The organism is Amycolatopsis sp. EV170708-02-1 (assembly GCF_022479115.1).
Classification (GTDB): domain Bacteria; phylum Actinomycetota; class Actinomycetes; order Mycobacteriales; family Pseudonocardiaceae; genus Amycolatopsis.
Map to the genome: position 1 here is coordinate 8114156 of NZ_CP092497.1, position 24275 is coordinate 8138430.

At 68.7% G+C, this 24275-nt stretch carries 22 protein-coding genes and 2 pseudogenes; 20 read left to right on the forward strand and 4 right to left on the reverse strand.

What is annotated here, in order from left to right; translation table 11 throughout:
* Window positions 1-20 precede the first annotated feature (20 nt).
* From MJQ72_RS36805 to MJQ72_RS36855, 11 genes are all read left to right on the forward strand, one after another.
* On the forward strand, window positions 21-791 hold the full coding sequence (locus tag MJQ72_RS36805) for an NAD(P)H-dependent oxidoreductase (protein ID WP_240595634.1): 771 nt from the start codon (window positions 21-23) through the stop codon (window positions 789-791).
* A 52-nt stretch (window positions 792-843) separates the two neighbouring features.
* Window positions 844-1662 (forward strand): SRPBCC family protein, encoded by an 819-nt coding sequence (locus MJQ72_RS36810; RefSeq protein ID WP_240595635.1) that lies wholly within the window; start codon window positions 844-846, stop codon window positions 1660-1662.
* A 68-nt stretch (window positions 1663-1730) separates the two neighbouring features.
* Entirely contained in the window at window positions 1731-2882 is a 1152-nt protein-coding gene (locus tag MJQ72_RS36815; protein ID WP_240595636.1) for a sensor histidine kinase, read from the forward strand.
* Window positions 2879-3544: a response regulator transcription factor gene (locus MJQ72_RS36820; protein ID WP_240595637.1), complete on the forward strand. Its 666-nt coding sequence runs from the start codon at window positions 2879-2881 to the stop codon at window positions 3542-3544. Before MJQ72_RS36815 ends, MJQ72_RS36820 begins: the two co-directional genes overlap by 4 nt.
* Before the next feature lie 176 nt (window positions 3545-3720).
* Window positions 3721-5358 carry an acyl-CoA carboxylase subunit beta gene (locus tag MJQ72_RS36825; protein ID WP_240595638.1) on the forward strand — a complete coding sequence of 546 codons (1638 nt, stop codon included), beginning with the start codon at window positions 3721-3723 and terminating at the stop codon, window positions 5356-5358.
* Entirely contained in the window at window positions 5355-5573 is a 219-nt protein-coding gene (locus MJQ72_RS36830; protein WP_016331339.1) for an acyl-CoA carboxylase subunit epsilon, read from the forward strand. The genes MJQ72_RS36825 and MJQ72_RS36830 overlap by 4 nt, the downstream gene beginning before the upstream one ends.
* 61 nt (window positions 5574-5634) lie before the next feature.
* Entirely contained in the window at window positions 5635-6468 is an 834-nt protein-coding gene (locus MJQ72_RS36835) for a helix-turn-helix transcriptional regulator (protein WP_240595639.1), read from the forward strand.
* A 197-nt stretch (window positions 6469-6665) separates the two neighbouring features.
* Window positions 6666-6872, forward strand: a complete 207-nt coding sequence (locus tag MJQ72_RS36840; RefSeq protein WP_016331337.1) for a DUF397 domain-containing protein — start codon at window positions 6666-6668, stop codon at window positions 6870-6872.
* Window positions 6869-7189, forward strand: coding sequence for a hypothetical protein (locus MJQ72_RS36845; protein WP_240595640.1), 321 nt, complete (start codon window positions 6869-6871; stop codon window positions 7187-7189). Before MJQ72_RS36840 ends, MJQ72_RS36845 begins: the two co-directional genes overlap by 4 nt.
* Before the next feature lie 102 nt (window positions 7190-7291).
* Entirely contained in the window at window positions 7292-7918 is a 627-nt protein-coding gene (locus MJQ72_RS36850; protein ID WP_240595641.1) for a PadR family transcriptional regulator, read from the forward strand.
* Window positions 7899-9518, forward strand: coding sequence for a DHA2 family efflux MFS transporter permease subunit (locus MJQ72_RS36855; RefSeq protein WP_240595642.1), 1620 nt, complete (start codon window positions 7899-7901; stop codon window positions 9516-9518). Before MJQ72_RS36850 ends, MJQ72_RS36855 begins: the two co-directional genes overlap by 20 nt.
* A gap of 57 nt (window positions 9519-9575) precedes the next feature.
* Here MJQ72_RS36855 and MJQ72_RS36860 read toward each other — a convergent pair whose 3' ends face one another.
* Window positions 9576-11381 carry a glycoside hydrolase family 3 protein gene (locus MJQ72_RS36860; RefSeq protein WP_240595643.1) on the reverse strand — a complete coding sequence of 602 codons (1806 nt, stop codon included), beginning with the start codon at window positions 11379-11381 and terminating at the stop codon, window positions 9576-9578.
* A gap of 166 nt (window positions 11382-11547) precedes the next feature.
* Between MJQ72_RS36860 and MJQ72_RS36865 the strand changes: the two are divergent.
* A pseudogene (locus tag MJQ72_RS36865) lies at window positions 11548-12173 on the forward strand (Maf family protein).
* A 100-nt stretch (window positions 12174-12273) separates the two neighbouring features.
* Entirely contained in the window at window positions 12274-13629 is a 1356-nt protein-coding gene (locus tag MJQ72_RS36870) for a dicarboxylate/amino acid:cation symporter (RefSeq protein WP_240595644.1), read from the forward strand.
* Between the two features lie 302 nt (window positions 13630-13931).
* Here MJQ72_RS36870 and MJQ72_RS36875 read toward each other — a convergent pair whose 3' ends face one another.
* Window positions 13932-14615 carry a hypothetical protein gene (locus tag MJQ72_RS36875; protein ID WP_240601515.1) on the reverse strand — a complete coding sequence of 228 codons (684 nt, stop codon included), beginning with the start codon at window positions 14613-14615 and terminating at the stop codon, window positions 13932-13934.
* An 83-nt stretch (window positions 14616-14698) separates the two neighbouring features.
* On the opposite strand from MJQ72_RS36875, the gene MJQ72_RS36880 reads away from it, so the two are divergent.
* The 5 genes from MJQ72_RS36880 to MJQ72_RS36900 all read left to right on the forward strand — a co-directional run bounded on the left by MJQ72_RS36880 (window position 14699) and on the right by MJQ72_RS36900 (window position 18393).
* Entirely contained in the window at window positions 14699-14983 is a 285-nt protein-coding gene (locus tag MJQ72_RS36880; protein WP_063272338.1) for an SAV_915 family protein, read from the forward strand.
* Between the two features lie 149 nt (window positions 14984-15132).
* Window positions 15133-16923, forward strand: a complete 1791-nt coding sequence (locus MJQ72_RS36885; protein WP_240595645.1) for an acetyl/propionyl/methylcrotonyl-CoA carboxylase subunit alpha — start codon at window positions 15133-15135, stop codon at window positions 16921-16923.
* Window positions 16924-16969: 46 nt separating this feature from the next.
* Entirely contained in the window at window positions 16970-17425 is a 456-nt protein-coding gene (locus MJQ72_RS36890; protein WP_240595646.1) for a DUF1707 domain-containing protein, read from the forward strand.
* A gap of 41 nt (window positions 17426-17466) precedes the next feature.
* Window positions 17467-17841 (forward strand): DUF1707 domain-containing protein, encoded by a 375-nt coding sequence (locus MJQ72_RS36895; RefSeq protein WP_240601516.1) that lies wholly within the window; start codon window positions 17467-17469, stop codon window positions 17839-17841.
* A gap of 21 nt (window positions 17842-17862) precedes the next feature.
* On the forward strand, window positions 17863-18393 hold the full coding sequence (locus MJQ72_RS36900) for a GNAT family N-acetyltransferase (RefSeq protein WP_240595647.1): 531 nt from the start codon (window positions 17863-17865) through the stop codon (window positions 18391-18393).
* Between the two features lie 34 nt (window positions 18394-18427).
* Here MJQ72_RS36900 and MJQ72_RS36905 read toward each other — a convergent pair whose 3' ends face one another.
* A complete protein-coding gene (locus tag MJQ72_RS36905; RefSeq protein ID WP_240595648.1) occupies window positions 18428-19891 on the reverse strand; it encodes a benzaldehyde dehydrogenase in 1464 nt (487 codons plus the stop codon).
* Window positions 19892-19988: 97 nt separating this feature from the next.
* Window positions 19989-21726: pseudogene (locus MJQ72_RS36910) on the reverse strand (glycerol-3-phosphate dehydrogenase/oxidase).
* A 234-nt stretch (window positions 21727-21960) separates the two neighbouring features.
* Between MJQ72_RS36910 and MJQ72_RS36915 the strand changes: the two are divergent.
* Window positions 21961-22710 (forward strand): MIP/aquaporin family protein, encoded by a 750-nt coding sequence (locus MJQ72_RS36915; RefSeq protein WP_240595649.1) that lies wholly within the window; start codon window positions 21961-21963, stop codon window positions 22708-22710.
* A gap of 14 nt (window positions 22711-22724) precedes the next feature.
* Window positions 22725-24236, forward strand: a complete 1512-nt coding sequence (glpK, locus tag MJQ72_RS36920) for a glycerol kinase GlpK (RefSeq protein ID WP_240595650.1) — start codon at window positions 22725-22727, stop codon at window positions 24234-24236.
* Window positions 24237-24275 lie beyond the last annotated feature (39 nt).

Below are 24275 nucleotides of genomic sequence, written 5' to 3' on the forward strand. Positions count from 1 at the left end.
GACCGCGCGACGGTGGAACCATGAACGTGCTGTGGATCTTCGCCCATCCGGAACCCCGTTCCCTCAGCGGCTCACTGCGCGACGAGGGGTTGCGCACCCTCCGCGCGCAGGGCGCCGACGTCCGGGAATCCGATCTGTACGCGATGAAATGGAAGCCCGTCGTCGACGCCGACGACTTCGGCCGGGCCGCTTCCACCGAGCGGCTCATCGTCGGCTCGACGTCGAAGGACGCGTTCCGGACCGGCGAGCTCGGCGAGGACATCCGCGCCGAGCACGAAAAGCTCGCCTGGGCGGACACCGTGATCATCCAGTTCCCGTTGTGGTGGGCCGGACCGCCCTCGATCCTCAAGGGCTGGTTCGATCGCGTCTTCGTCAAGGGTTTCGCCTACGGCGTCCGGCGCCCCGACGGGCGGACGGCTCGCTACGGCGAAGGAGCACTGGCCGGGAAACGCGCCATGGTCGTGCTGACCGCGGGCGCGCCGGGGGCCACCATCGGACCGCGTGGCGTGAACGGCGAGATCGGCGACCTGCTGTTCCCGCTGCAGCACGGAACGCTGTGGTACGCGGGTATGTCCGTGCTGCCCCCGTTGACGATCTGCGGCGCCGACCGCGTTTCGCCCGAGCAGTACGAAGCCGCCGCGAAGTCGTTGCGCGAACGGCTGCGGACACTGTCCACACAGGACCCGATCCCGTTCCGTCACCAGAACGGCGGCGACTACGACGACGATCTGGTCCTGCGCGAAGACCTGCTGCCGGGGCGGAGCGGGATCGGCGTCCACCTCGACATTTGACCGAGTATCACGACGCGGTTATATTTCCCTCAAGGCACATTAGGAGGTGACCGTGAACGCTCGCGCCCGGTTGGAAACCGTCGGAGAACGTCCGGCGCTGCGGATCGAACGCCGTCTCGCGCATCGGCCGGAACGCGTCTGGCGGGCGATCACCGAACCGTCGGAGCTCGCGAACTGGTTCCCCGCCGCGGTCACCGTCGACCTGCGGCCGGGCGGAGTCATCGAGTTCACCTTCGAAGGCGAAGAGACGCCGACAGCGGGCGAAGTCCTCGAAGCCGATGAACCCCGCGTCTTCGCGTTCAGCTGGAACGACGACGTGCTGCGCTGGGAGATCGTCCCCGACGGCGAGGGCAGCCGTCTGCTGTTCACGCATACCTTCGGCCGGGGTGAACCGGCCATCGCGCGGATCGCCGCCGGTCGCACGGCCGCCGGCTGGGACAGCTGCCTCGTCGCGCTCGTCGCGTCGCTCGACGGCGAGGAGCACGAACCGCCGCGGGACTGGGTCGGCCCGATCGAGGCCTACACCGAGGAATTCGGGCTCGCCGAGGGTGAGGTACTGGAAACCGGCGACGGCAAGGTGATCCGCTTCCGCCGCGATCTGATCTGGAAACCGCTCGACGAGGTCTGGGCACTTCTCACCCCCGAAACGGTCACGGGAACGGTCATCCGCGAAGAACCGCCGCGGCTGCTGGAGATCGGCCTGCCGCGAGGCGGCGTCGTCCGCTGGGAGTTCAGCCACTCCGAACTCGACGGCACCATGGTCGAGCTGACCCAGACCGTCCCCGCCGGACAGGACGACGTCGTGCCCGAAGCGCTGCGAAGCTGGCGAGAGAAGCTGAAGGAGTTCTTCGCGGCGGCTCACCGGAGCTGATCTCCACCCTGGGGATGACCTCCACCGGACGGACGCGGAAGCGTCGTCCGTCCGGATAAGTTCGCCGTATGAAACAGCCGTCGGCGCTCTCCCAGCGGGTGGCGTACACGATCGACGCGCTCCTCGCGCTGGTGCTCGTCGTGGCCGTCGGCGGGAACCTCGCCGCGCGGACCTGGACGTTCCTCGTCGCCATCCCGATGTGGCTCGCCTGGGCGACGGTCGCCGCCAGCGGGGTCGCAATCGCGCTGCGGCGTCACCGCCCCTTGGTCGCCTACGGCCTCGGCCTCGGCAGCCTGGTCCCGGCGCTGCTCGCCGGCAACGGGCTGGGCCCGGCCGCGCTGCTGGCCACCGCGTGCGCCCTGTACACCGTGGCGCTGGAACACCCGCGCGCCCGCTCGCTGATCGCGATGGGCCTCGGCCTGGTCGTCGTCATGATCTTCGAACTGCTGCGGCTCGGGCCGAACACGATCGCCTCGACGGCCTTCGCGGGCGGCGGGGTCGCGGGCTCGTGGGCGCTGGGCTGGATGACGCGGCAACGACGCGCGAACCTGGCCCAGCTCGCCGAAACCCAGGCCGATCAGGCGGTTTCCGACGAGCGGCTGCGCATCGCGCGCGAGATGCACGACGTCGTCGCGCACAGCATGAGCCTGATCGCGGTCAAGGCGGCCGTCGGCAACCATGTCGCGGCGGAACAGCCCGAAGAAGCACGCGAAGCGTTGCGGGTCATCGAACTCACCAGCCGCGAGACCCTCGTCGAACTCCGGCGGATGCTCGGCGTCCTCCGTTCCGGTGACGGGACGCCCGAGGCCGCGCTCGGGCCCGCGCCGAAACTCGCCGACCTGCGGGCCCTCGCCGAACGCGCCGGACAGGCCGGGGTGCGGGTCGAGCTGACCGGCGAGGCCGTGGACGACCTGCCCGAAGGCGTCGCGCTCTCGGTCTACCGCATCACCCAGGAGGCGGTGACCAACGTCGTGAAGCACGCGGGACCGTCCGCGTGCCGGGTCACGATCACCGAAGGCCCCGGAGAGGTCAGCGTCGAAATCGTCGACGACGGGCGCGGCGAAGGCTCGCCGCCCGCGGTGGGCGGGCACGGTTTGATCGGCATGCGCGAACGCGTCGCCGTCTACGGTGGTGACTTCGAGGCGGGCCCGCTGCCCGCCGGGGGATTCCGGGTGTTCGCGCGGCTTCCGTACGCCGCCAAGGAAGTGGGGACACGATGATCCGCGTACTGATCGCCGACGACCAGGCGTTGCTGCGCGGCAGCTTCCGCGTGCTCGTCGACAGCGCGCCGGACCTCGAAGTCGTCGGGGAGGCGAGCGACGGCGCGGAAGCCGCGGAACTCGCCGAGAAGGAGCGCCCCGACGTCGTGCTGATGGACGTCCGCATGCCGGAGCTGGACGGGATCGAAGCCACCCGGCGGATCTGCGCGTCGCCCGCCACCGAAGGCGTCCACGTGCTGATGCTGACGACCTTCGACCTCGACGCCTACGTCTATTCGGCCCTGCGCGCGGGCGCGAGCGGGTTCCTGCTGAAGGACACCCCGCCCGCCGAGCTGCTGACCGCCATCCGCGTCGTCGCGGCGGGCGAAGGACTTCTCGCCCCTTCGATCACGCGAAGGCTCATCGCGGAATTCGCCCGGCTGCCCGAACCCGGGCAGCGCGTCGCGGCCTCGCTGGACAACATCACCACGCGCGAACGCGAGGTGCTGAGCCTGATCGCGCGCGGCCTGTCGAACGACGAGATCGCCGGAACCCTGCACCTCGGGCTGGCGACGGTGAAGACGCATATCGGCCACCTCCTGCACAAACTCGCGGCGCGGGACCGGGCGCAGCTGGTGATCGCGGCGTACGAATCCGGGCTGGTGCGCGCCTCCGTCCAGTGACGTCCACCCGCTCACGTGTGTCGTCCGTCCAGTCACGCGTGTCGTCCGTCGGATCACATGTGCCGTCCAGTCACGCGACACCCCACACCGGCCCTGCCCCCAAGAGGACGGGTCCGCCGGACGACGTTGCCTACGCCACACGCGAAGTGACCGTCGAGTAGCTAGGCTGCGGTTTCATGAGCAGTGCGACGGAGCCGCTCGGGACGCCGCCCGAGGACGAACCGGACATCCACACGACGGCCGGCAAGCTGGCCGACCTGTACCGCCGGTATGACGAGGCGGTGCACGCGGGTTCCGCGAGGGCGGTGGAGAAACAGCACGCCAAGGGCAAGAAGACCGCTCGCGAGCGCATCGACCTGCTGCTGGACGAGGGCTCCTTCGTCGAGCTCGACGAGCTGGCGAAGCACCGCTCGGTCAACTTCGGCCAGGAGAAGAACCGGCCTTACGGCGACGGCGTAGTCACCGGCTACGGCACCGTCGACGGCCGTCCGGTGTGCGTGTTCAGCCAGGACGTCACGGTCTTCGGCGGTTCACTCGGTGAGGTGTACGGCGAGAAGATCGTCAAGGTGATGGACCTGGCGATCAAGACCGGCCGCCCGATCATCGGCATCAACGAGGGCGGCGGCGCGCGCATCCAGGAAGGCGTCGTCTCGCTCGGGCTGTACGGCGAGATCTTCAACCGCAACGTCAAGGCGTCCGGCGTCATCCCGCAGATCTCGCTGATCATGGGCGCCAACGCGGGCGGGCACGTCTACTCCCCCGCGCTGACCGACTTCGTGGTGATGGTCGACAAGACCTCGCATATGTTCATCACCGGCCCCGACGTCGTGAAGACCGTGACCGGCGAAGAGGTCTCCTTCGAGGAGCTCGGCGGCGGGCGCACGCACAACACCCGTTCGGGTGTCGCGCACTACCTCGGTTCCGACGACGAGGACGCCATCGCCTACGTGAAGGAACTGCTCGCGTTCCTCCCGGCGAACAACCTGTCCGAGGCGCCGCTGTTCGAGACCGACTCGGCGCCGGGAGGGTTCTTCGACGACGTCACCGACACCGACCGCGAACTCGACACGCTGATCCCGGACTCGCCGAACCAGCCGTACGACATGCACGAGGTCATCACCCGCGTCGTCGACGACGGTGACTTCCTCGAGGTGCACGAGCTGTTCGCGCCCAACATCCTGGTCGGTTTCGGCCGGGTGGACGGGCGCAGCGTCGGCATCGTGGCGAACCAGCCCACCCAGTTCGCCGGCTGCCTCGACATCGACGCCTCCGAGAAGGCCGCGCGGTTCGTGCGCACCTGCGACGCGTTCAACATCCCGGTGCTGACCTTCGTCGACGTCCCCGGCTTCCTTCCCGGCACCGACCAGGAATGGAACGGCATCATCCGGCGCGGCGCGAAGCTGATCTACGCCTACGCCGAAGCGACCGTCCCGCTCGTCACCGTCATCACCCGCAAGGCGTATGGCGGCGCGTACGACGTCATGGGGTCGAAGCACCTCGGCGCGGACATCAACCTCGCCTGGCCGACGGCGCAGGTCGCGGTCATGGGCGCGCAGGGCGCGGCGAACATCGTGCACCGCAAGACGCTCGCCGCGGCCGCCGCCGACGGCAAGGACGTCGACGCGCTGCGGGCCGAGCTGATCCAGGAGTACGAGGACACCCTCCTGAACCCGTACGCGGCGGCCGAGCGCGGCTACGTCGACTCGGTGATCGTGCCCGCGCACACCCGCGGCCACGTCGCGAAGGCGCTCTCGCTGCTCCAGGGCAAGCGAGAGTCGCTGCCGCCCAAGAAGCACGGGAACATCCCGCTGTGACCGCGCCCGAAACCCCGCTGCTGCGCGTCGTCCGGGGCAACCCGGACGACGCCGAGCTCGCCGCGCTGACCGCCGTCGTCGCGGCGGCGGCCGGTGCGCGGGCGCCGGAACCGGCGCCGAAACGGGATTCGTGGTGGGCGGACAAGGCTTCGCTCGTGCGGGCCCCGCTCGCTCCCGGAGAGGGTGCCTGGCGGGCGTCGGCGCTTCCTCGCTGAGGCGGGCCCGGCGGGCTATCGTGACAGTCCTGCCGACCGCGATCGCCTCAGAAAGCCGTGCGTGACGAACCAGGACCACCTCTCCACCGAGTTGCGCCGTCTGCGCAAAGCCGCCGGGCTGTCCGGTACCGAAGCGGCGAGGCTGACCGGCCTCAGTCAGTCGAAGGTGTCGCGCGTCGAGACCGGCGCCTTCATGCCGACCGAGGACCAGGTCGTCGCGCTGTGCCGCGTCTATCGCGCCCCCGCGAAGGTCCGGCGGGAGCTGGTCGCGATCACCCGGGACCTTCGTGAGGAGGCGTCGTCCGCCCGCGTCGTCTTTCAGCGCGGTGCCTGGCGGATGCAGCAGCGCATCGGCAAGATCGAGACGGCGTCCGCCCGCATCCGGGGGTTCCAGCCGACCATCGTGTTCGGCCTGCTCCAGACCCGCGACTACACCACCGCGCTGTTCGGCGACGCGCTGCCGGAGGACGAACGCGACCAGACGGTCGAGGCCCGGATGGAGCGCCAGCGGATCCTCGACTCGAATCGCGAGTTCCATTTCGTGCTCACCGAAGGCGCCCTGCGCTGGAACATGGGCGGCGCGGCGACCATGCTGGCCCAGCTCGGCCACCTCGTCGAGGTCTCCCGCCGCGATCGGGTGCGGCTGGGCGTGATCCCGTGGACCACCCCGGTCGCGGTCCCCGTCCTCCACGGTTTCGACATCTACGACTCGCGCGCCGTACTCCTCGGGACGCAGACGGCCACCGCCCTCGTCACGGACGAACGCGAAGTCGCCGACTACGAAAAGAACTTCGCCGAGGTCGAGCGCTACGCCACCTACGGCGACATCGCCTGCGGGCATCTGATGCGGATCGCCGCCGACTACCGACAGCTCGCGGCCGGATCATTTCGGTGACCTAAGACCCTTTGCCTTATGCACTCCGAGAGTGCATCGTGTGTAAAGCAGCTGTCGGTGAAGGTCCCTTTCCGTGCGCCGAACGCGATCATCGGAGCCGCTCACCGACCGATCGGCACAGATCACCCGATCTCGCCAACCTTGCTGCCGCGCAACCCGTCTACTTGCCGAAACAGTCACTGGGGAAAGGCACTCCTATGACCACCTGGCACGAGAACATGACCGGCTGGCACAAGTCGACCTACACGCACTGGGAAGAGAACGCCTGCGTCGAGGTCGGCACCGCGCCCGGCCTCGTGGGCATCCGGGACACCAAGCAGTGGGCGCTGCCGGACGAGACCCGCCCGATCCTGGTACTCCCGGCCGAGTCCTTCGCCGCGCTCCTCGAACACCTCGGACGATGAACGACGTCGCCCAGCCGTACATGGTCCACGATCCGCGGGAGATGGCGGGCCAGCTGATCAACGGCAACTGGATCGTCGCGCGGTGGGAGCACCTCGGCGAGGACGAGGACCTCGACCACTGGACCGCCGTCCTGCGGGAGCACTGCGAAGAACTCGACGTCGATCCGTATGTCATCAATATCCCGAGGAAGAGCCTGACCATCGTCTTCAACGGCGCGCTCCCCGCGCCGACGTTCGAGCAGCTGGAGAACTCGATCGCGGCCATCGAGTACCACCGCTTCCTCGAACGCGAGATCGGGCCGAGACCGCTCGACTAGCGGCCGGCCGAAGCAAGCGAAGCCCCCTCTTGAAGATTCAGCCACGCCTGGCATATATTCCACGAGGAATAATCAGCCGGGAATCTTCCGAGGGGGACATCTATGGCCGCGAAGCTCACCCCGCTCGCCATGGCGGTGCTGGAACTCCTGCACGAGCGGCCCATGCATCCGTACGAAATGGCGCAGCTGATGCGCGAGCGGTTCGTCAACACGCGCGTGAAGGTGAAGGCGGGCTCGCTCTACCACACGGTGGATCGCCTGGTGCAGAACGGTTTCGTCGAGATCGTCGAGACACAACGGGACGGGAAGCGCCCCGAACGCACCGTGTACGCGATGACGGACACCGGCCGCGACGAGTTCGTCGACCGGGCGCAGGACATGCTGGCCAACCCCGCCGAGGAGTACCCCGAGTACCTCAGCGCGCTCGCCGTCATCGACGAGCTCGGCCCGGAAATGTCGCTCACCCAGCTCAAGCACCGTGTGCTGCGGCTGCAGGCCGCCATCGCCTCCGACCAGGTCGTCCTGGAGAACCTGGTCAACGAGCACAAGCTCCCGGAGATCTACTGGCTCGACTGGTCCTACGCCACCGCGCGGCGGGCCTTCGAGCTCGAGTGGACCCAGAAACTCGTCGCGGACTTGGAATCCGGCCGCATCCGGTTCCAGGGCCACTGCGCGCCACAGCTGAACCTGGTCACCGAGGACGACAGCGATGAACGCAAGACAAGCTAACCCCTGGGCCGCGCTTTCCGCGCTGTGCCTGGGTTTCTTCATGATCCTGCTGGACACCACGATCGTTTCGACCGCGATCCCCGCGATGCTGCGCGAGCTCGGCGCCGGGCTGAACGCGATCGTCTGGGTGATCAGCGTCTACCTGCTCACCTACGCGGTGCCGATGCTGTTCGCCAGCCGTCTCGGCGATCGCTTCGGCCCGAAACGCGTCTACCTGGCCGGGCTCGTGGTGTTCACCCTGGCCTCGCTGTGGTGCGGCCTGTCCGGTTCGGTCGAAACGCTGATCGCGGCTCGCGCGGTGCAAGGCCTCGGCGCCGCTTTGATGACGCCGCAGACCCTGGCGTTCATCAGCCATCTGTTCCCGCCGTCGAAACGCGGCCCCGCGATGGGGCTCTGGAGCGGTGTCGCCGGGATCGCGGCCATCGTCGGGCCGGTGCTCGGCGGCGTGCTCGTCGACCACCTCGGCTGGGAATGGATCTTCTTCGTCAACCTGCCGGTCGGCGTGGTCGCGATCGCGCTGGCGCTGCTCAAGGTGCCGGACTGGCAGCCGAAGCACTCGCATTCCTTCGACGTCCCGGGGATCCTGCTCTCCGGCGCGGGCCTGTTCTGCGTCGTCTACGGCGTCCAAAATGGACAGCACTACGACTGGGGCCGCGTGTTCGGGCCGATCACCGTGTTCGAGATCATCGGCGCCGGTATCGCGCTGCTGGTCGCTTTCGTGGTGTGGCAACGGTTCAACCGTGAGGAACCGCTGCTGCCGCTGGGCGTCTTCGCGAACCGCAACTTCTCGGCCGGGGCGCTGACCGCGGTCACCGTCGGCTTCGCGATGACCGGCATGTTCCTGCCGCTGGTGATCTACATCCAGGCCGTGCTGGGCGAGTCGCCGACGATGTCCGGCCTGCTGTTCGCGCCGATGTCGTTGCTGGGCGGCCTGATCGGCCCGTTCGTCGGCCGCGCTTCGGACAAGGTCGACGGGAAGATCCTGCTGATCATCGGGCTGACCGCGCTGGGCGCGGGACTGGCGCTGGCGGCGCTGACCGCACGGGCGGGCGCGAACGCCTGGGCGCTCACCCCGGCGCTGCTGGTGGCGGGTTTCGGGATCGGGTTCATCTTCGCGCCGATGGGCAATCTGGCGATGAGTTCCGTCGAACCGCGGCTCGTCGGCACCGCGTCGGGCATCTTCAACACCGCCCGGCAGGTCGGCGGCGTGCTCGGCAGCGCGGCCGTCGGTGTGCTGCTGCAGGCACGGATCAGCGCTTCGATCGCCGACGAGGCCGCGTCGGCCGCGAGCGCACTCCCGGAGCAGTACCGGGCGCCGTTCGCGGAAGGCGTCGCGAAGGCCGCGGAATCGACCGGGGAGTTCGGTTCTTCCGGGACGGCCGCGTTCCCCGGCCTGCCGTCCGGTGTCGCCGAGCAGGCTCAGCGGCTCGCGCTCGAATCCGTCCACAATGGACTCACCGACGCGGCACGGGTGACGCTGCTGCTCCCGGCCGCGGTGCTCGTGCTGGGCGTGCTCGCCGCGCTCACCATGCGGAACACGCGGAACGCGCGGAGCCGGGCGCACCCACCAGTGCCCGAACCCGCCGCCAACGCCGCCTGACCTCACGTCTCGTGAGTGGCAAGGACGGTTCTAACCGTCCTTGCCACTCACGAGGTCCTACCGGCGGTACCGCAGGCCGTAGCCGTACGGGTACAGCGCCTTCTTGCCGTCACCGACGTTCACCGGTTCCTGCGCCGCGCTGACAGGCCAGCTGAACGTCAGCTTCCCGGTCGGGTTGTAGTCGCCGTAAAGGACATCGGCGACACCGGCGCCTTCGCTGCCCGGAAGCCAGGCCGCGAGGAGCCCGTCGAACTGCGGCAGCTGCGCGGCGATGTCGAGCGGGCGGCCGGACACGGTCACCACGACGACCGGGACGCCGGAGGCCTTCAGTTTGGCGATCGTGGCGAGGTCTTCCGCGTCGAGTCCGAAGCCGTTCGGCCGGTCTCCCTGTCCTTCGGCATACGGCGTTTCGCCCACCACTGCGACGGCGACCTGGTAGCTGCCGTCGATTCCGTTACCCGCACGGTCATAGGTCACCGTGGTTCCCTTCCCCGCCCCCGACTTGATGCCGTCGAGGATGGTCGTGCCCGGGATCACCGGGCCGCTCTGTCCCTGCCAGGTGAGAGTCCAGCCGCCCGCCTGGTTGCCGATGTCGTTCGCGTTCTTGCCCGCGACGAAGATCTTGTTGTTCTTCTTCGCCAGCGGAAGCACACCGTCGTTCTTCAGCAGCACCTGGGATTCGCGGACGGCCTGCCGGGCCAGTTCGCGATGTTCCTTGCCGCCGAACGTCTTCTGGAGCGAACGGTCGGTGTACGGACGCTCGAACAAGCCGAGCTCGAACTTCTCCGCCAGGATGCGGCGGTTCGCGTCGTCGATCCGGTCGCGCGAGACACGCCCCGCCTCGACTTCGGCCTTGAGGTACGCGATGAACTGCGGCGCGTCCCACGGGACCATGAACATGTCGATGCCCGCGTTGACCGAGAGCCGCACTTCTTCGGGAGTGAAGCCCTCCTTGCCGTCGATCTGGTTGATCGCGTTGTAATCCGAGATCACCAGCCCCCGGAACCGCAGTTCCTTCTTGAGAACGTCGGTGATCAGGTACTTCTGGGCGTGCATGCGCACTCCCTGGAAGCTGGAGAACGAGATCATCACCGAGCCGACGCCGCGGTCGATCGCCTCGCGGAACGGCGGCAGATGGATCTGGCGCAGTTCGCGTTCGCTGATCTCGGTATCGCCCTGGTCGACACCGTTCGTCGTGCCACCGTCGCCGACGTAGTGTTTCGCCGTCGCGAGCACGGATCCCGGTTTCTCGCCTAGCCTGCGCCCCTGAAGCCCGGTGATGGCCGACGCGTTCGAGATGGCGTCACGCGGGGATTCGCCGAAGGATTCGTAGGTCCGCCCCCAACGGTCGTCACGGGCGACGCACAGACACGGCGAAAAGTCCCACTGCGGACCGGTTCCGGCGACTTCCAGCGCCGTCGCCCGGCCGATCTTTTCGACCAGGCGCGGGTTGTTCGCGGCGCCGAGGCCGATGTTGTGCGGGAAGATCGTGGCGCCGTAGACGTTGTTGTGGCCGTGCACGGCGTCGACGCCGTAGATCGTGGGAATGCCGAGCGGCGTCGAGACCGCCGCCTTCTGATACGAGTCGACCATGTCGGCCCACCCGTTCGGCGTGTTGCTGGCCGGCACCGAACCGCCGCCGGAGAGCAGGGACCCCAGTTTGAGCGCGGCGGCCTGGTCTGGCGTGACCGCGCCGCGTTCGGCCTGCGTCATCTGGCCGATCTTGTCGTCGAGACTCATCCGCTTGAGCAGGTCGTTCACCCGCGCGGACGTCGACGCGTGCGGGTTCTTGTAAAGCGGTCCCGGGGCGGCGGACGCCGCCGGGGCGAGGGCCGAACCGGCCAGGAGCAGTCCTGCGAGCACTGTGGTTTGCGTCGTGCGAAGAGATCTTCTGACGCGGAGGCGGGGCGGCATTGGTTCCTCCGTAGCTCGAACAATCCATATGTTGCGCGCCACAACAAACTAACTCCACGGTCGGGTGTTCCAGGTCACAATCGGGCAACGACGAGCCGTCGAGTACCTTCCTCACGTGCGTTTCGTTCTCGCGTCCCAGTCCCCCGCCCGCCTCGGTGTCCTGCGTTCCGCCGGCTTCGATCCGAGCGTCGTCGTGTCCGGCGTCGACGAGGACGCGGTGGCCGCGTCCCTGACCGACCCGGCCCCGAAGAGCTGGTCCGCGCGCTCGCCGCGACGAAGGCCGAAGCGGTTTTCGAGACCCTCGGCGGCCACACCGACATGGTCATCGTGGGCTGCGATTCGATGCTGTCGATCAACGGCGAAATGGTCGGGAAGCCGATCACACCGGAAGCCGCGCGCGAGCGCTGGGCGTCGATGGCGGGCAAAACCGGTGAACTCCTGACCGGCCACGCGATCATCCGCGTCGAGAACGGCGAGAAGACGAAGGAAGCGTCCGGAACCGAAGGCACCACTGTTCGCTTCGGCACACCGTCGCAAGAAGAGATCGAGGCGTACATCGCCTCCGGAGAGCCGCTTCAGGTGGCCGGCGGCTTCACCCTCGACGGGCTCGGCGGCTGGTTCATCGAGGGAATCGACGGTGACTTCTCGAGCGTCATCGGCATCAGCCTGCCGCTGACCCGGCGTTTGCTGACGGAGGTCGGGGTGAGCGTCATCGATCTGTGGACCCGTCCCGCATCCTGAGACGACTCCCACACGATCGGGTGATCCGGAAGAGTCCTGCCTCGCCGAACGTTCTTCACGTTCGGGTAATCAGGAAACTTTCACGCACCGGAGTCGCCCCGTGTCTTTCATTCGGACCTATACAAGGCCAAGGGTCTTCGCGGCGGCGGTCCTCGGCTCGCTCGTCGTGGGCGCCCTGCTCGGCGTCCTCGCCAGGACGACCGAGGCGAGCTGGCTGACCGACCTGCTCGACCAGATCGGCACGATCTTCACGACGCTGCTGCAGATCGCGGTGATCCCGCTGGTCTTCACGGCGATCGTGGTCGGCATCAACAGCCTGCGCAACCTCGGCGGCGGCAAGAAGGCCGCGCGGCTGGGCGGCAAGACCGTCCTGTGGTTCGCGATCACCTCGTTCATCGCGTCGCTGATCGGCATCGCCGTCGCGAAGCTGTTCAACCCGGGCAGCGGCGGTCTCGGCGAAGGTGTCGCCGCGACCGCGAAGAACGCGGACAAGGCCACCAAGAGCGTCGACAACTGGGGCTCCTGGAGCGCCTTCGTCGAAGGCTTCCTGCCGAAGAACTTCTTCGCCGCCTTCACCGAAGGCTCGACGCTTCAGGTGCTGTTCCTCGCCGTGCTGATCGGCGCGGCGGCCTACAGCCTCGGCGACAAGGCCAAGCCGTTCGTCGACTTCACCACCAGCGTCTTCGAGATCATCCAGCGCTACCTCGGCTGGATCGTCCGGCTCGCCCCCATCGGCATCATCGGCCTGATCGGCGCCGCGGTCGCGAACTACGGTGACGCCCTGTTCCGGCCGCTGTTCACCACCACTCTCGCGGTGTACGTCGGCTGCCTCGTCGTGCTGCTGGTGGTCTACCCGATCCTGCTGCAGTTCGTGGCGAAGGTCAGCCCGCTGAAGTTCTTCTCGAAGGCGGGCACGGCGATCCAGTTCGCGTTCGCTTCGCAGTCTTCGGCCGCGACACTGCCCCTCACCCGGCAGTCCGCCGTGAACCTGGGCGTCCAGCCCGCGTACGCCGCCTTCGCGACTCCGCTGGGCAGCGCCACGAAGATGGACGGCTGCGCCGCGGTGTTCCCCGCGATCGGCGCCATCTTCATCGCGAACCTGTCCGGGGTCTCGCTGAACATCTGGCAGTACGTCGGGATCGTCGTGGTCGCCGTCCTCGGCGCGCTGGCCACCGCGGGCACCACCGGCTGGCTGACCGCACTGACCCTGACCACCGCGTTCATCGGGCTCGACGCGCAGCAGGTGGCGCTCGGGATCGCGCTGATCTACTCGGTGAACCCGATCATGGACATGATGCGGACCGCGACCAACGTCGCGGGCCAGATCGTCGTGCCGGTGGTCGTCGCCCGCGGCGAAGGCCTTCTGGACGACGAAGTGCTCAACTCGCCGACGGACCCTTCGCCGACCGAGAGCGGCACCGCCTCCGCGAAGGAGCCTGCCACGGCTGGGGCGTGAGGTCCTTTGACGGTCCGTGAAGGCCTCCTTGAGGGACCAGAAGTCCGTGAGGGCCCCTTGCCTACCTTGAGGGTAGGGAAGGAGGCCCTCACGGACATCGCCTCTCGCACATCCCAGCCCAGGTGGTAGCAAAGGTCCCTTGCTCTCCGCACTGTGGCGACTGTGTGGATTTCGGGGCATCCAGCGCACCAAAATCCACACAGTCCGTATGCGTCAGTACAGGTGTGGCGAAATAGAGACACTCAACGTCCCTATTTCCACACACCCCAGCCCGAGTGGTAGCAAAGGTCCCTTGCTCCCCCTCAGGGGCAGGCCCGCAGATCCGCCTTCGTCAGCCGCACCTCCGGCCACCCCCGCAGCTCCGAAGGCGCGGTGTACCGGCGCGTGCAGCCCACCGAGCCGCGGGCGACGTCGTAGACCTCCGCGAGCACCGGCGCCGCCTGGCACCGGGCCGACCCGGACTGCGCGCCGGGGCACTCGTGCCGCACGACGATGACGTCCGCGACCCCGTCGGCGGTCACGTCGCCCAGTGCGACCGTCCCGGCGTCGGAGAAATACGGCTTCCCGGTGTCCCGCCAGATCCCGCCGCGCGCGACGAACAGTTCGCCCGCCGTGCCGCCGCCCGTCTCGCCGCGCACCAGGCACACCGGCGTCGCGCCGTCGACACAACGCAGAGAATCGCCCTTCAGGGTGACCCCCATGTCGTTGATCATCAGCGGGTACGCGGTGTCCGCCCCGATCCGGACCACCCCCTGCTTCCCCGCGCCGTCGGCCAGGAGCACCACGGGCAGCCCGCCGACGGTCATCGCGCCGATCTCCCGGCAGGCCGAGTCGCCACAGTTGACACCGGGCGCGCTCGGGGCGCCGTCGGACACCGGAGGCACGCCGGGGTCGCCGGCGGGCGTCGGCGAGGCCGGGCGGAGCAGGATCACGGCCACGATCACGCCCGCCGTCACCACCACCGCCAGCAGCGCGGTGAACAGCACGGATCTCGGCGCCCGCGCTTCCTGTGTCCGCATATCCGAGAGCGTAAGTGATCTAGCGCAGAGTGCACGTCTATGTTGTTCCTGTGACGAACCCCGGACTGCCCAGCGCCCTGTTCCTTCCGACGGCGAAGAAGCCGAAGGACTACACGAGCGCGGAGATCGAACTCCGCGCGACCAAGGACGGCCGGATGGCGTTGATCGCCTTCAGCTCCGTGCAGCGCCTGGTCGAGTGCTGCGGGCCGCACCAGCCGTGGGCACTGGTGAAATCCGAGCACCTCGGCCGGGTCCACCAGGCCCAGCCGTACGACCTCATCGTGCTCGATTCCGATCTTCCGGAAGAACTGCGGCACCGCGAAGCCCTGGTGTAGGGCCTGTTAGAAGAACTACGCCACCGCGAGTCCTTGCTATAAACAGTGTCACCGGGTGGCCTTGCTCTCACTAATCAGAGCGGGAACTTCCGTAAACTGCTGCGGAGCCGCATCGGGGCGGCCCGACGTGCGAACGCAGGAGGTACGGCGTGACCGAGCAGGCCGGCACAGGTGGTCCGGTGACCAAGATCCTGATCGCGAACCGCGGTGAAATCGCGGTCCGGGTGATCAGGGCGGCGAAGGACGCCGGGCTGACCAGCGTCGCCGTCTACGCCGATCCTGACCGCGACGCACCCCACGTGCGCCTCGCGGACGAGGCCTTCGCGCTCGGCGGCACCACCGCGGCCGAGAGCTACCTCGTCTTCGACAAGCTGCTCGACGCCGCCAAGCGGTCGGGCGCGGATTCGGTCCACCCCGGCTACGGGTTCCTCTCCGAGAACGCCGACTTCGCCCAGGCGGTCATCGACGCCGGGCTGACCTGGATCGGGCCGAGCCCGCAGGCCATCCGCGACCTCGGGGACAAGGTCACCGCGCGCCATATCGCGCTGCGTGCCGGCGCCCCGCTCGTGCCCGGCACGAAGGACCCCGTCGCGAACGCAGACGAAATCATCGCCTTCGCCGACGAGCACGGCCTGCCCGTCGCGATCAAGGCGGCGTTCGGCGGTGGCGGCCGCGGTCTGAAGGTCGCCCGCACCCGCGAAGAGATCCCGGAGCTCTTCGAATCGGCGACGCGTGAAGCGATCTCCGCCTTCGGCCGCGGCGAATGCTTCGTCGAGCGCTACCTGGACAAGCCGCGCCACGTCGAGGCCCAGGTCCTCGCCGACCAGCACGGCAACGCCATCGTCGTCGGCACCCGCGACTGCTCGCTGCAGCGCCGCCACCAGAAGCTGGTCGAAGAGGCGCCCGCGCCGTTCCTGACCGACGAGCAGCGCAAGCGCATCCACGAATCCGCGAAGGCGATCTGCAAGGAAGCCGGCTACTACGGCGCCGGGACGGTCGAGTACCTCGTCGCCGTCGACGGCACGATCTCGTTCCTCGAGGTCAACACGCGCCTGCAGGTCGAGCACCCGGTGTCCGAGGAGACCACGGGCCTCGACCTCGTGCGTGAGATGTTCCGCATCGCGCGCGGAGAGAAGCTGCGCATCACCGAGGACCCGGAGCCGCGCGGCCACTCGATCGAGTTCCGGATCAACGGCGAGGACGCCGGCCGCGGCTTCCTGCCCGCTCCCGGCACCGTGACGAAGTTCGTCGCGCCGAACGGCCCCGGTGTCCGCGTCGACTCGGGCGTCGAGTCCGGCAGTGTCATCGGCGGCCAGTTCGACTCGATGCTCGCGAAGCTGATCGTCACCGGCTCGGACCGGCAGAACGCGCTCGAGCGCAGCCGCCGCGCGCTGGCCGAGATGGTCGCCGACGGGATGGCGACGGTGCTGCCGTTCCACCGCGTGATCGTGGACGACCCGGCCTTCATCGGCGACGAGAACGGTTTCAGCGTCCACACCCGCTGGATCGAGACCGAGTTCGAGAACACCATCGAGCCGTTCGTGGCGCCGGAAACCGTCGAGGCCGAGGAAGAGCAGCCTCGGCAGAACGTGGTCGTCGAGGTCGGCGGCCGACGGCTCGAAGTGTCGCTCCCCGGCGGTTTCTCGCTCGACGCCGGTGGCGGCGGGACGGCCGTGAAGGCCAAGCCGCGCAAGCGGGCGGGCGGTACCAAGGCCGCGGTGAGCGGCGACGCGGTCACCGCGCCGATGCAGGGCACCATCGTCAAGGTCGCCGTCGAAGAGGGCCAGCGCGTCGAAGCGGGCGAGCTGGTCGTCGTGCTCGAAGCGATGAAGATGGAGAACCCGGTCACCGCGCACAAAGCGGGCACCGTGACCGGCCTTTCGGTCGAGGTCGGCGCCGCGGTGACGCAGGGAACGCAGCTGTTCGAGCTCAAAGACTGACGAATGTCGTGGTTGACGGGGCCTCGCCCGGCCTATTCTCGAAAGGGTGAGCGAGGTTCCGTCTCCGCGGCTGCGGATCAGTGATCAGGATCGCGAGTCCGCGCTGACCGCGCTCGGCGAGCATATGACCGTGGGCAGGATCGACATCGACGAGTTCGGTGAGCGGTCCGCCCGGATCACCGCCGCCAAAACCCGCGGCGAGCTGGCCGAAATCTTCCTCGACCTGCCCGAGCCGCACCCGCGCTACGACGCGCCCAAGGTAGCCGTGGAGAAACCGGTGTCGCCGTGGGCGGGCATCTCCCCGACGCAACGCGTCATGGGCGCGCTCCTGCCGATCCTCTTCATCGCCACCATCGCGCTGATCATCACCACCGGCATCACCTGGTGGTTCATCCTCGTCCCGATCGGGATCAGCGCCGTCGGCGAGGGCATCTGGGGCAAGGGCTGGGAGAACTCCCACAAGAAGCTCGGGAAGCAGCGTCGACGGGAACTCGACGGCTGATCCGCCCGTAGACTCGGGACGTGAGTGCCGAGAGACCGGACATGCGGCTGAGCGACGCCGAACGCCAAGACGCGCTCGAAGCGCTGGAAGAGCATGTCCGCACCGGCAGACTCGACCTCGACGAGTTCGGTTCGCGGTCGGCGAAGGTCAGCGCCGCGAGGATGGCGAGCGAACTCGAACCGCTGTTCACGGATCTGCCCTCGCCCCGGCCCAGCGCGCTGCTCCCCCTGCCGCCGATGCCCGGCGTCGCGCAGGCGTCCGCGAAGAACGAGGTCCAGCCGTCGAAATGGCTGACGGCCAGTGCCGTGCCGATCGCGGCCGCGGTCGCGATCGTGCTGTTCTTCTTCACCCGTGGGACGTTCCTGGTCTTCCTGCTGCCGCTGGCGGTCGCGCTGATCATGAGCCGCCGCCGCTGAAGGCCCGGTTACCCTCGAAGGGTGGAACCGGTGGAGATCAACGCGGGCGAGTACTACCTGCGGCAGCTGCGGGCGGACAAGGCCCTCGACGACCGTCCGGCGCTGGTCGCGGCGTTCGCGGACCCGACGCACCGCAAGTACGTGCTGAACTACCGATTGCGGGACCTCGACGAGGCGACCGAGTACGTCGCGCTGCGCGCCGCCCAGTGGGCCGGTGACGAGCGCTGTTCCTGGGCGGTGGCCGAGCCGACGACCGGGGATCTGCTGGGCGAGGTCGGCCTGCGGGATCTCGACCTCGACTCCGGGTACGCGGAGGCGTCGGTCTGGGTGCGCGCGGCGTCGCGGGGCAAGGGGGTCGCGAGCACCGCGCTCAACGCGGCCCTGCGCTTCGGTTTCGGCGGGCTCGGCCTGCGCGAGGTCAGCTACCGCTATGAGGAGACGAACGAGGTATCGGCCTCGGTCGCCCGCAAATGCGGGTTCACCCTGGTCGGGCCCGAACTGGAGCCGGCCCCGACCGGGGAACGCCTCATCCGCTGGCGCCGCACCGCCTGACCTGCGTTTAGCGGGCTAAACGCGATCTGCGGCGTCAGAAGGGGTAGGTGGGCGGCGGGTTCCGGACGGTCACCCAGCGGGTCTCGGTGAACGCCTCGATGTTCGCCGCCGCGCCGCCGAAGCGGCTTCCCGTACCCGAAGCGGCGACGCCACCGAAGGGGCTGTTCGCCTCATCGCTGACGGTCTGATCGTTGATGTGCACGATCCCGGTCGGGACCCGATCGGCCAGCTCCAGTCCTTTGAGGACATCGCGCGTGACGATCCCCAGCGAAAGCCCGTACTCGCTCGCCGTCGCGAGGCGGATGGCCTCCTCCGCGTCGGAGAACCGCACGACCGGCGCGACCGGGCCGAAGATCTCCTGCGCGACGGCGGGCGCCGTCGGCGGCACGTCCGCGAGCACCGTCGCGGAGTAGAACAGCCGGTCGTACTCGGCGCCCGCGGCGACCCGCGCCCCCGCCGAGACGCTGGCGGTGACCAGGTCGTGGATCTTGTCCCGTTGCCCGGCGTCGATGATCGGCCCGAGCGCGACCTCGTCCCGCGCCGGATCCCCGACCCGCAACGCCGAAGCCTTCGCCGCCAGCCGCTCGACGAAGTCGTCGTAGAGCCGCTCGTGCACGAGATGCCGCCCGGTGGTCATGCAGATCTGGCCCTGGTGGAAGAACGAGCCGAACGCGGCGACCCCGGCGGCTTCGTCGACGTCCGCGTCGTCGAGCACGATGAGCGCGGAGTTCCCGCCCAGCTCCAGATGTGCCCGCTTCAGGTGCTTCCCGGCGAGTTCGCCGACCTTGCGCCCGGCGCCGGTCGACCCGGTGAACGAGATGACCCGGACCGCCGGATGCGTCACCAGCGTCTCGCCGACGTCGGCGCCGCCCGGCAGCATCTGCAGCACGCCCGGCGGCAGCCCCGCTTCCTCGAAGATCCGCGCGAGGACGACGCCACCGGTGACGGCCGTGCGCGGATCCGGCTTCAGGATGACCGCGTTCCCCAGCGCGAGCGCCGGGGCGACCGACCGGATGCCGAGGATGATCGGCATGTTGAACGGCGAGATCACCGCGACCACACCGGCCGGGACACGGCGCGCCATCGAAAGGCGCGGTTCCTCGCTCGGCAGGAGTTCGCCGTACGGGCGGCCGGGCAGCGCCGCCGCTTCGTAGCATTCCTGCTCCGCGACGTGCAGCGAAAAGCCCGCGACCCCCGGCACGGCGCCGACCTCACGGATGTTCCACCAGCGGATCTCGTCGGCGTACTCCGACCACAGCGTGGCCGCCTTGCGCAGGATCGCGGCCCGTCGGACGTGCGGTGTCGCCGCCCAAGCCCGCTGCGCCTCGGCCGCCGTTTCCGCCGCCTTCGCGGCGTCTTCGGCCGAGGCGATCCCGATGCTTCCCAGCACCTCTCCGGTCGCGGGCTCCGTGACCTTCCGGGTGCCGCCCGTGCCGGGCACCCAGGCACCGCCGGCGAAGATCCGGTCCGTCCACGTCGACGAGTCGAGAAACACCACAAGGCCGCCTTCCGTATCGGGAAGGCCGACGCTATGCCAGATTCACCGGATCAGGCAACGATCTCTGCGCGCTCGGCACACCACGCGGCCGGAACGGTCAACTCACCGGTTCGATGATCCCCGAGCGTGCTTCCGGCGCGGCGGAGCGCAACGCGTCGGCGGCCTCGTCGCTCGGCTGCGACTGGGACTCCCGTTCCGCGTCGACCCGTGCCTTGTACACCTCGACTTCGCGCTTCTCCTCGTCCTTCGACCAGCCGAGCACCTCGCCCACCAGCGTGGCGACCTGCGCGGCGCAGTCGACGCCGCGGTGCGCGTATTCGATCGAGATCCGCGTCCGGCGCGCGAGCACGTCTTCCAGGTGAAGCGCGCCCTCGTGGCTGGCCGCGTAGACGACCTCGACACCGAGGTAGTCCGGAGCGTGCTCCAGCGGCTTCAGCAGTTCCGGCCTTCCTTCGCCGAGCGCGAGGACCTCGTGCACCATCGAGCCGTACCGGTCGAGCAGGTGACGCACGCGGTACGGGTGCAGCCCGTGCTCGCTGGCCAGATGGTCGGCCTGGTTCACCAGCGCGTGGTAGCCGTCGGCGCCGAGCAGCGGCACCTTGTCCGTGATGGACGACTGGGGCCTGCCCGGAAGGTCCACGGCCGCGGCGTCGACGGCGTCGGCCGCCATCACCCGGTACGTCGTGTACTTGCCGCCCGCGATCGCGACCAGCCCCGGCGCGACCCGCGCGACCGCGTGCTCACGCGAAAGCTTCGACGTCTCTTCGCTTTCCCCGGCGAGCAAAGGCCGGAGCCCGGCGTAGACGCCTTCGATGTCGTCGTGCGTGAGCGGTGTCGCGAGCACGGTGTTGACGTGTTCGAGGAGGTAGTCGATGTCGTGCTTGGTCGCGGCGGGATGCGCGAGGTCGAGGTTCCAGTCGGTGTCGGTGGTCCCGACGATCCAGTGGTTGCGCCACGGGATGACGAACAGCACGGACTTCTCGGTGCGCAGGATCATGCCCGATTCCGAGACGATCCGGTCGCGCGGGACGACGATGTGCACGCCCTTGCTCGCCCGCACGCGGAACCGGCCGCGGCCGCCGGAAAGGCGCTGCAGTTCGTCGGTCCACACGCCGGTGCAGTTGACCACCGCGGAGGCGTGGATCTCGGTCTCGCGGCCGTCCTCGACGTCGCGCACACGGACCCCGGAAATACGGTCGGCCTCGCGGAGGAAGCCGACCACCTGGGTGGAGGTGCGCACGACGGCGCCGTAGTGGGCGGCGGTGCGCGCGACGGTCATCGTGTGCCGCGCGTCGTCGGATTGCGCGTCGTAGTAACGGATCCCGCCGATCAACGCGGACCGCTTCAGCGCCGGGACCATCCGCAGCGCGCCCGCGGCTCAGGTGTTTCTGGCCGGGGACCGACCGCGCGCCGCCCATCGTGTCGTACATCAGCAGGCCGGCCGCGGTGTACGGACGCTCCCAGATGCGGTGGGTCAGCGGGTACAGGAAGCTGACCGGCTTCACCAGATGCGGGGCGATCGTCGTCAGCATCAGCTCGCGTTCCCGCAGGGCTTCCCGCACCAGACCGAATTCCAGCTGTTCGAGGTAGCGCAGCCCGCCGTGGAAGAGCTTGCTGGACCGGCTCGACGTGCCCGAGGCGAGGTCGCGCGCTTCGACGAGGGCGACCCGCAGGCCGCGTGTCGCGGCGTCGAGCGCCGTGCCCGCCCCGACCACTCCGCCGCCGATGACGACGAGGTCGAATTTGTCCTCACCCAGCCGCTGCCAAGACTCTTCCCGCTTGAGCGGTCCCAGCCTGGCGGGGCTGTTTTCGGCTTCGCGCTGAGAGCTTGCCACGTGACATTCCTCCTTGTGCCGCTGTGGCTCCAGCATCGCACGATCGGCCGCGACCGGTCCGTTATGCGGGTGACACGTGTGGCGTAACCCTCGTCGATCTTGGAAGGATTGGTTCCCGCGACGCCTGGAAGGAACAAATACGCGACGGTAACGTGCCACGGACGTGGGTCGGCAAGGGCGCCGTAGCACACCGTGTTCGACCCTGCGCGGAATGTCCAAAGTGGAGGTCAAGCGGTGAGTGCAGGAGCCATATTCGTCTGGGAGCTGCTGGGAACGGCGGTCCTGATCCTGTTGGGTAACGGCGTGGTCGCCAACCACGTGTTGCGGAAGAACAACGGCCACAACGGTGGCGTCGTGATGATCACCTTCGGGTGGGCGTTCGCGGTCTTCGCCGGTGCGAGCATCGCCGCGCCGAGCGGCGCGCATCTGAACCCCGCGGTGACGCTGGGCCTCGCCATCGCGGACAAGACCAAGTGGGCGGATGTCCCGATCTACTTCGCCGGGCAGATGGTCGGCGCGATCCTCGGCGCCGTGCTCTGCTGGGCCGCCTACAAGCTGCAGTTCGACGACCACCCGCAACGCGACGAGACGCTCGGCATCTTCTCGACCGCGCCGCAGATCCCGAACAAGGCGTGGAACCTCGTCACCGAGATCATCGGCACCTTCGTGCTGGTCGCGTGGATCCTGCTCAGCCCGGTGTACGCCACGGCCGAGGGCGGCACGCCGAACTTCGGCAACTCCGCGCTCGGCTACGCGGGTGTGGCGTTCGTCGTGCTGGTCATCGGCCAGTCCCTCGGTGGCCCGACCGGTTACGCCATCAACCCGGCCCGGGACCTCGGCCCCCGCATCGCGTACGCGTTCCTGCTGCCCATCAAGAACAAGGCCAACCCGAACTGGGGTTACTCCTGGGTCCCGGTCGCCGGCCCGCTGGTCGGCGGTGCCCTCGCCGCCCTGCTCTTCCTCGCCGTCCACAACCTCACCTGAGACTGGAGTTCTAGATGACTTCATACGTAGCCGCGATCGACCAGGGCACCACGTCGACCCGCTGCATGATCTTCGACCACTCCGGCCGGGTGGTCGCCGTCGACCAGCGGGAACACGAGCAGATCTTCCCGAAGGCGGGCTGGGTCGAGCACAACGCCGAAGAGATCTGGGAGAACACGCGAGCCGTCGCCGCGGGCGCGCTGGCCAAGGGCGACCTGGTCGCGAGCGACATCGTCGCGGTCGGCATCACCAACCAGCGCGAGACCACGCTGGTCTGGGACCGCACCACCGGCAAGCCGGTGTACAACGCGATCGTGTGGCAGGACACCCGCACCGACAAGATCGTCAGCGACCTCGGGGCGCTCGGCGGCGGGCAGGAGCGCTACCGCGCGAAGGTGGGCCTGCCGCTGGCGACCTACTTCTCCGGCCCGAAGATCAAGTGGATCCTCGACAACGTTGACGGCGCCCGCGCGAAGGCCGAAGCCGGGGACCTGATCTTCGGCAACATGGACACCTGGGTGCTGTGGAACATGACCGGCGGGGTCGACGGCGGCGTGCACGTCACCGATCCGACCAACGCGTCGCGGACCATGCTGATGGACCTCGACACGCTGACCTGGGACGCCGAGATCGCCGGGGAGATGACGATCCCGCTGTCGATGCTCCCGGAGATCCGGTCGTCGTCGGAGACCTACGGCAAGGTCCGGGAGAAGGGCGCGCTGGCGGGTGTCCCGATCTCGGGCATCCTGGGCGACCAGCAGGCGGCGACCTTCGGGCAGGCGTGCCTCTCGCCGGGTGAAGCGAAGAACACCTACGGCACCGGCAACTTCATGCTGCTCAACACCGGCACCGAGAAGGTCATGTCGGACAACGGGCTGCTCACCACGGTCTGCTACAAGATCGGCTCGAACGACACGGTGTACGCGCTCGAAGGCTCGATCGCGGTCACCGGTTCGCTCGTGCAGTGGCTGCGGGACAACCTCGGCCTGATCAGCTCCGCGGCCGAGGTCGAGCAGCACGCCCGGACCGTCGAGGACAACGGTGGCGCGTACTTCGTGCCGGCGTTCTCGGGCCTCTTCGCACCGTACTGGCGCTCCGACGCCCGTGGCGCGATCGTCGGCCTCACGCGGTTCGTCAACAAGGGCCACATCTCGCGGGCGGTCCTGGAGGCGACGGCGTTCCAGTCGCGCGAGGTGATCGACGCGATGAACGCCGACTCCGGTGTCCCGCTGAAGTCGCTGAAGGTCGACGGCGGCATGGTCGTCAACGAGCTGCTCATGCAGTTCCAGGCCGACATCCTCGGTGTGCCGGTGATCCGGCCGGTGGTCAACGAGACCACCGCGCTCGGCGCGGCCTACGCGGCCGGGCTCGCGGTGGGCTTCTGGAAGAGCGAGGACGACATCCGCAACAACTGGGCGCAGGACAAGCAGTGGGACCCGTCGATGGACGAGGCCCGCCGCGAGTCGGAGTACCGGAACTGGAAGAAGGCGGTCACGAAGACCTTCGACTGGGTCGACGAAGACTGACCTCCCGTCGGTCCGTGAAGGCCTCCTTGAGAGTCCATC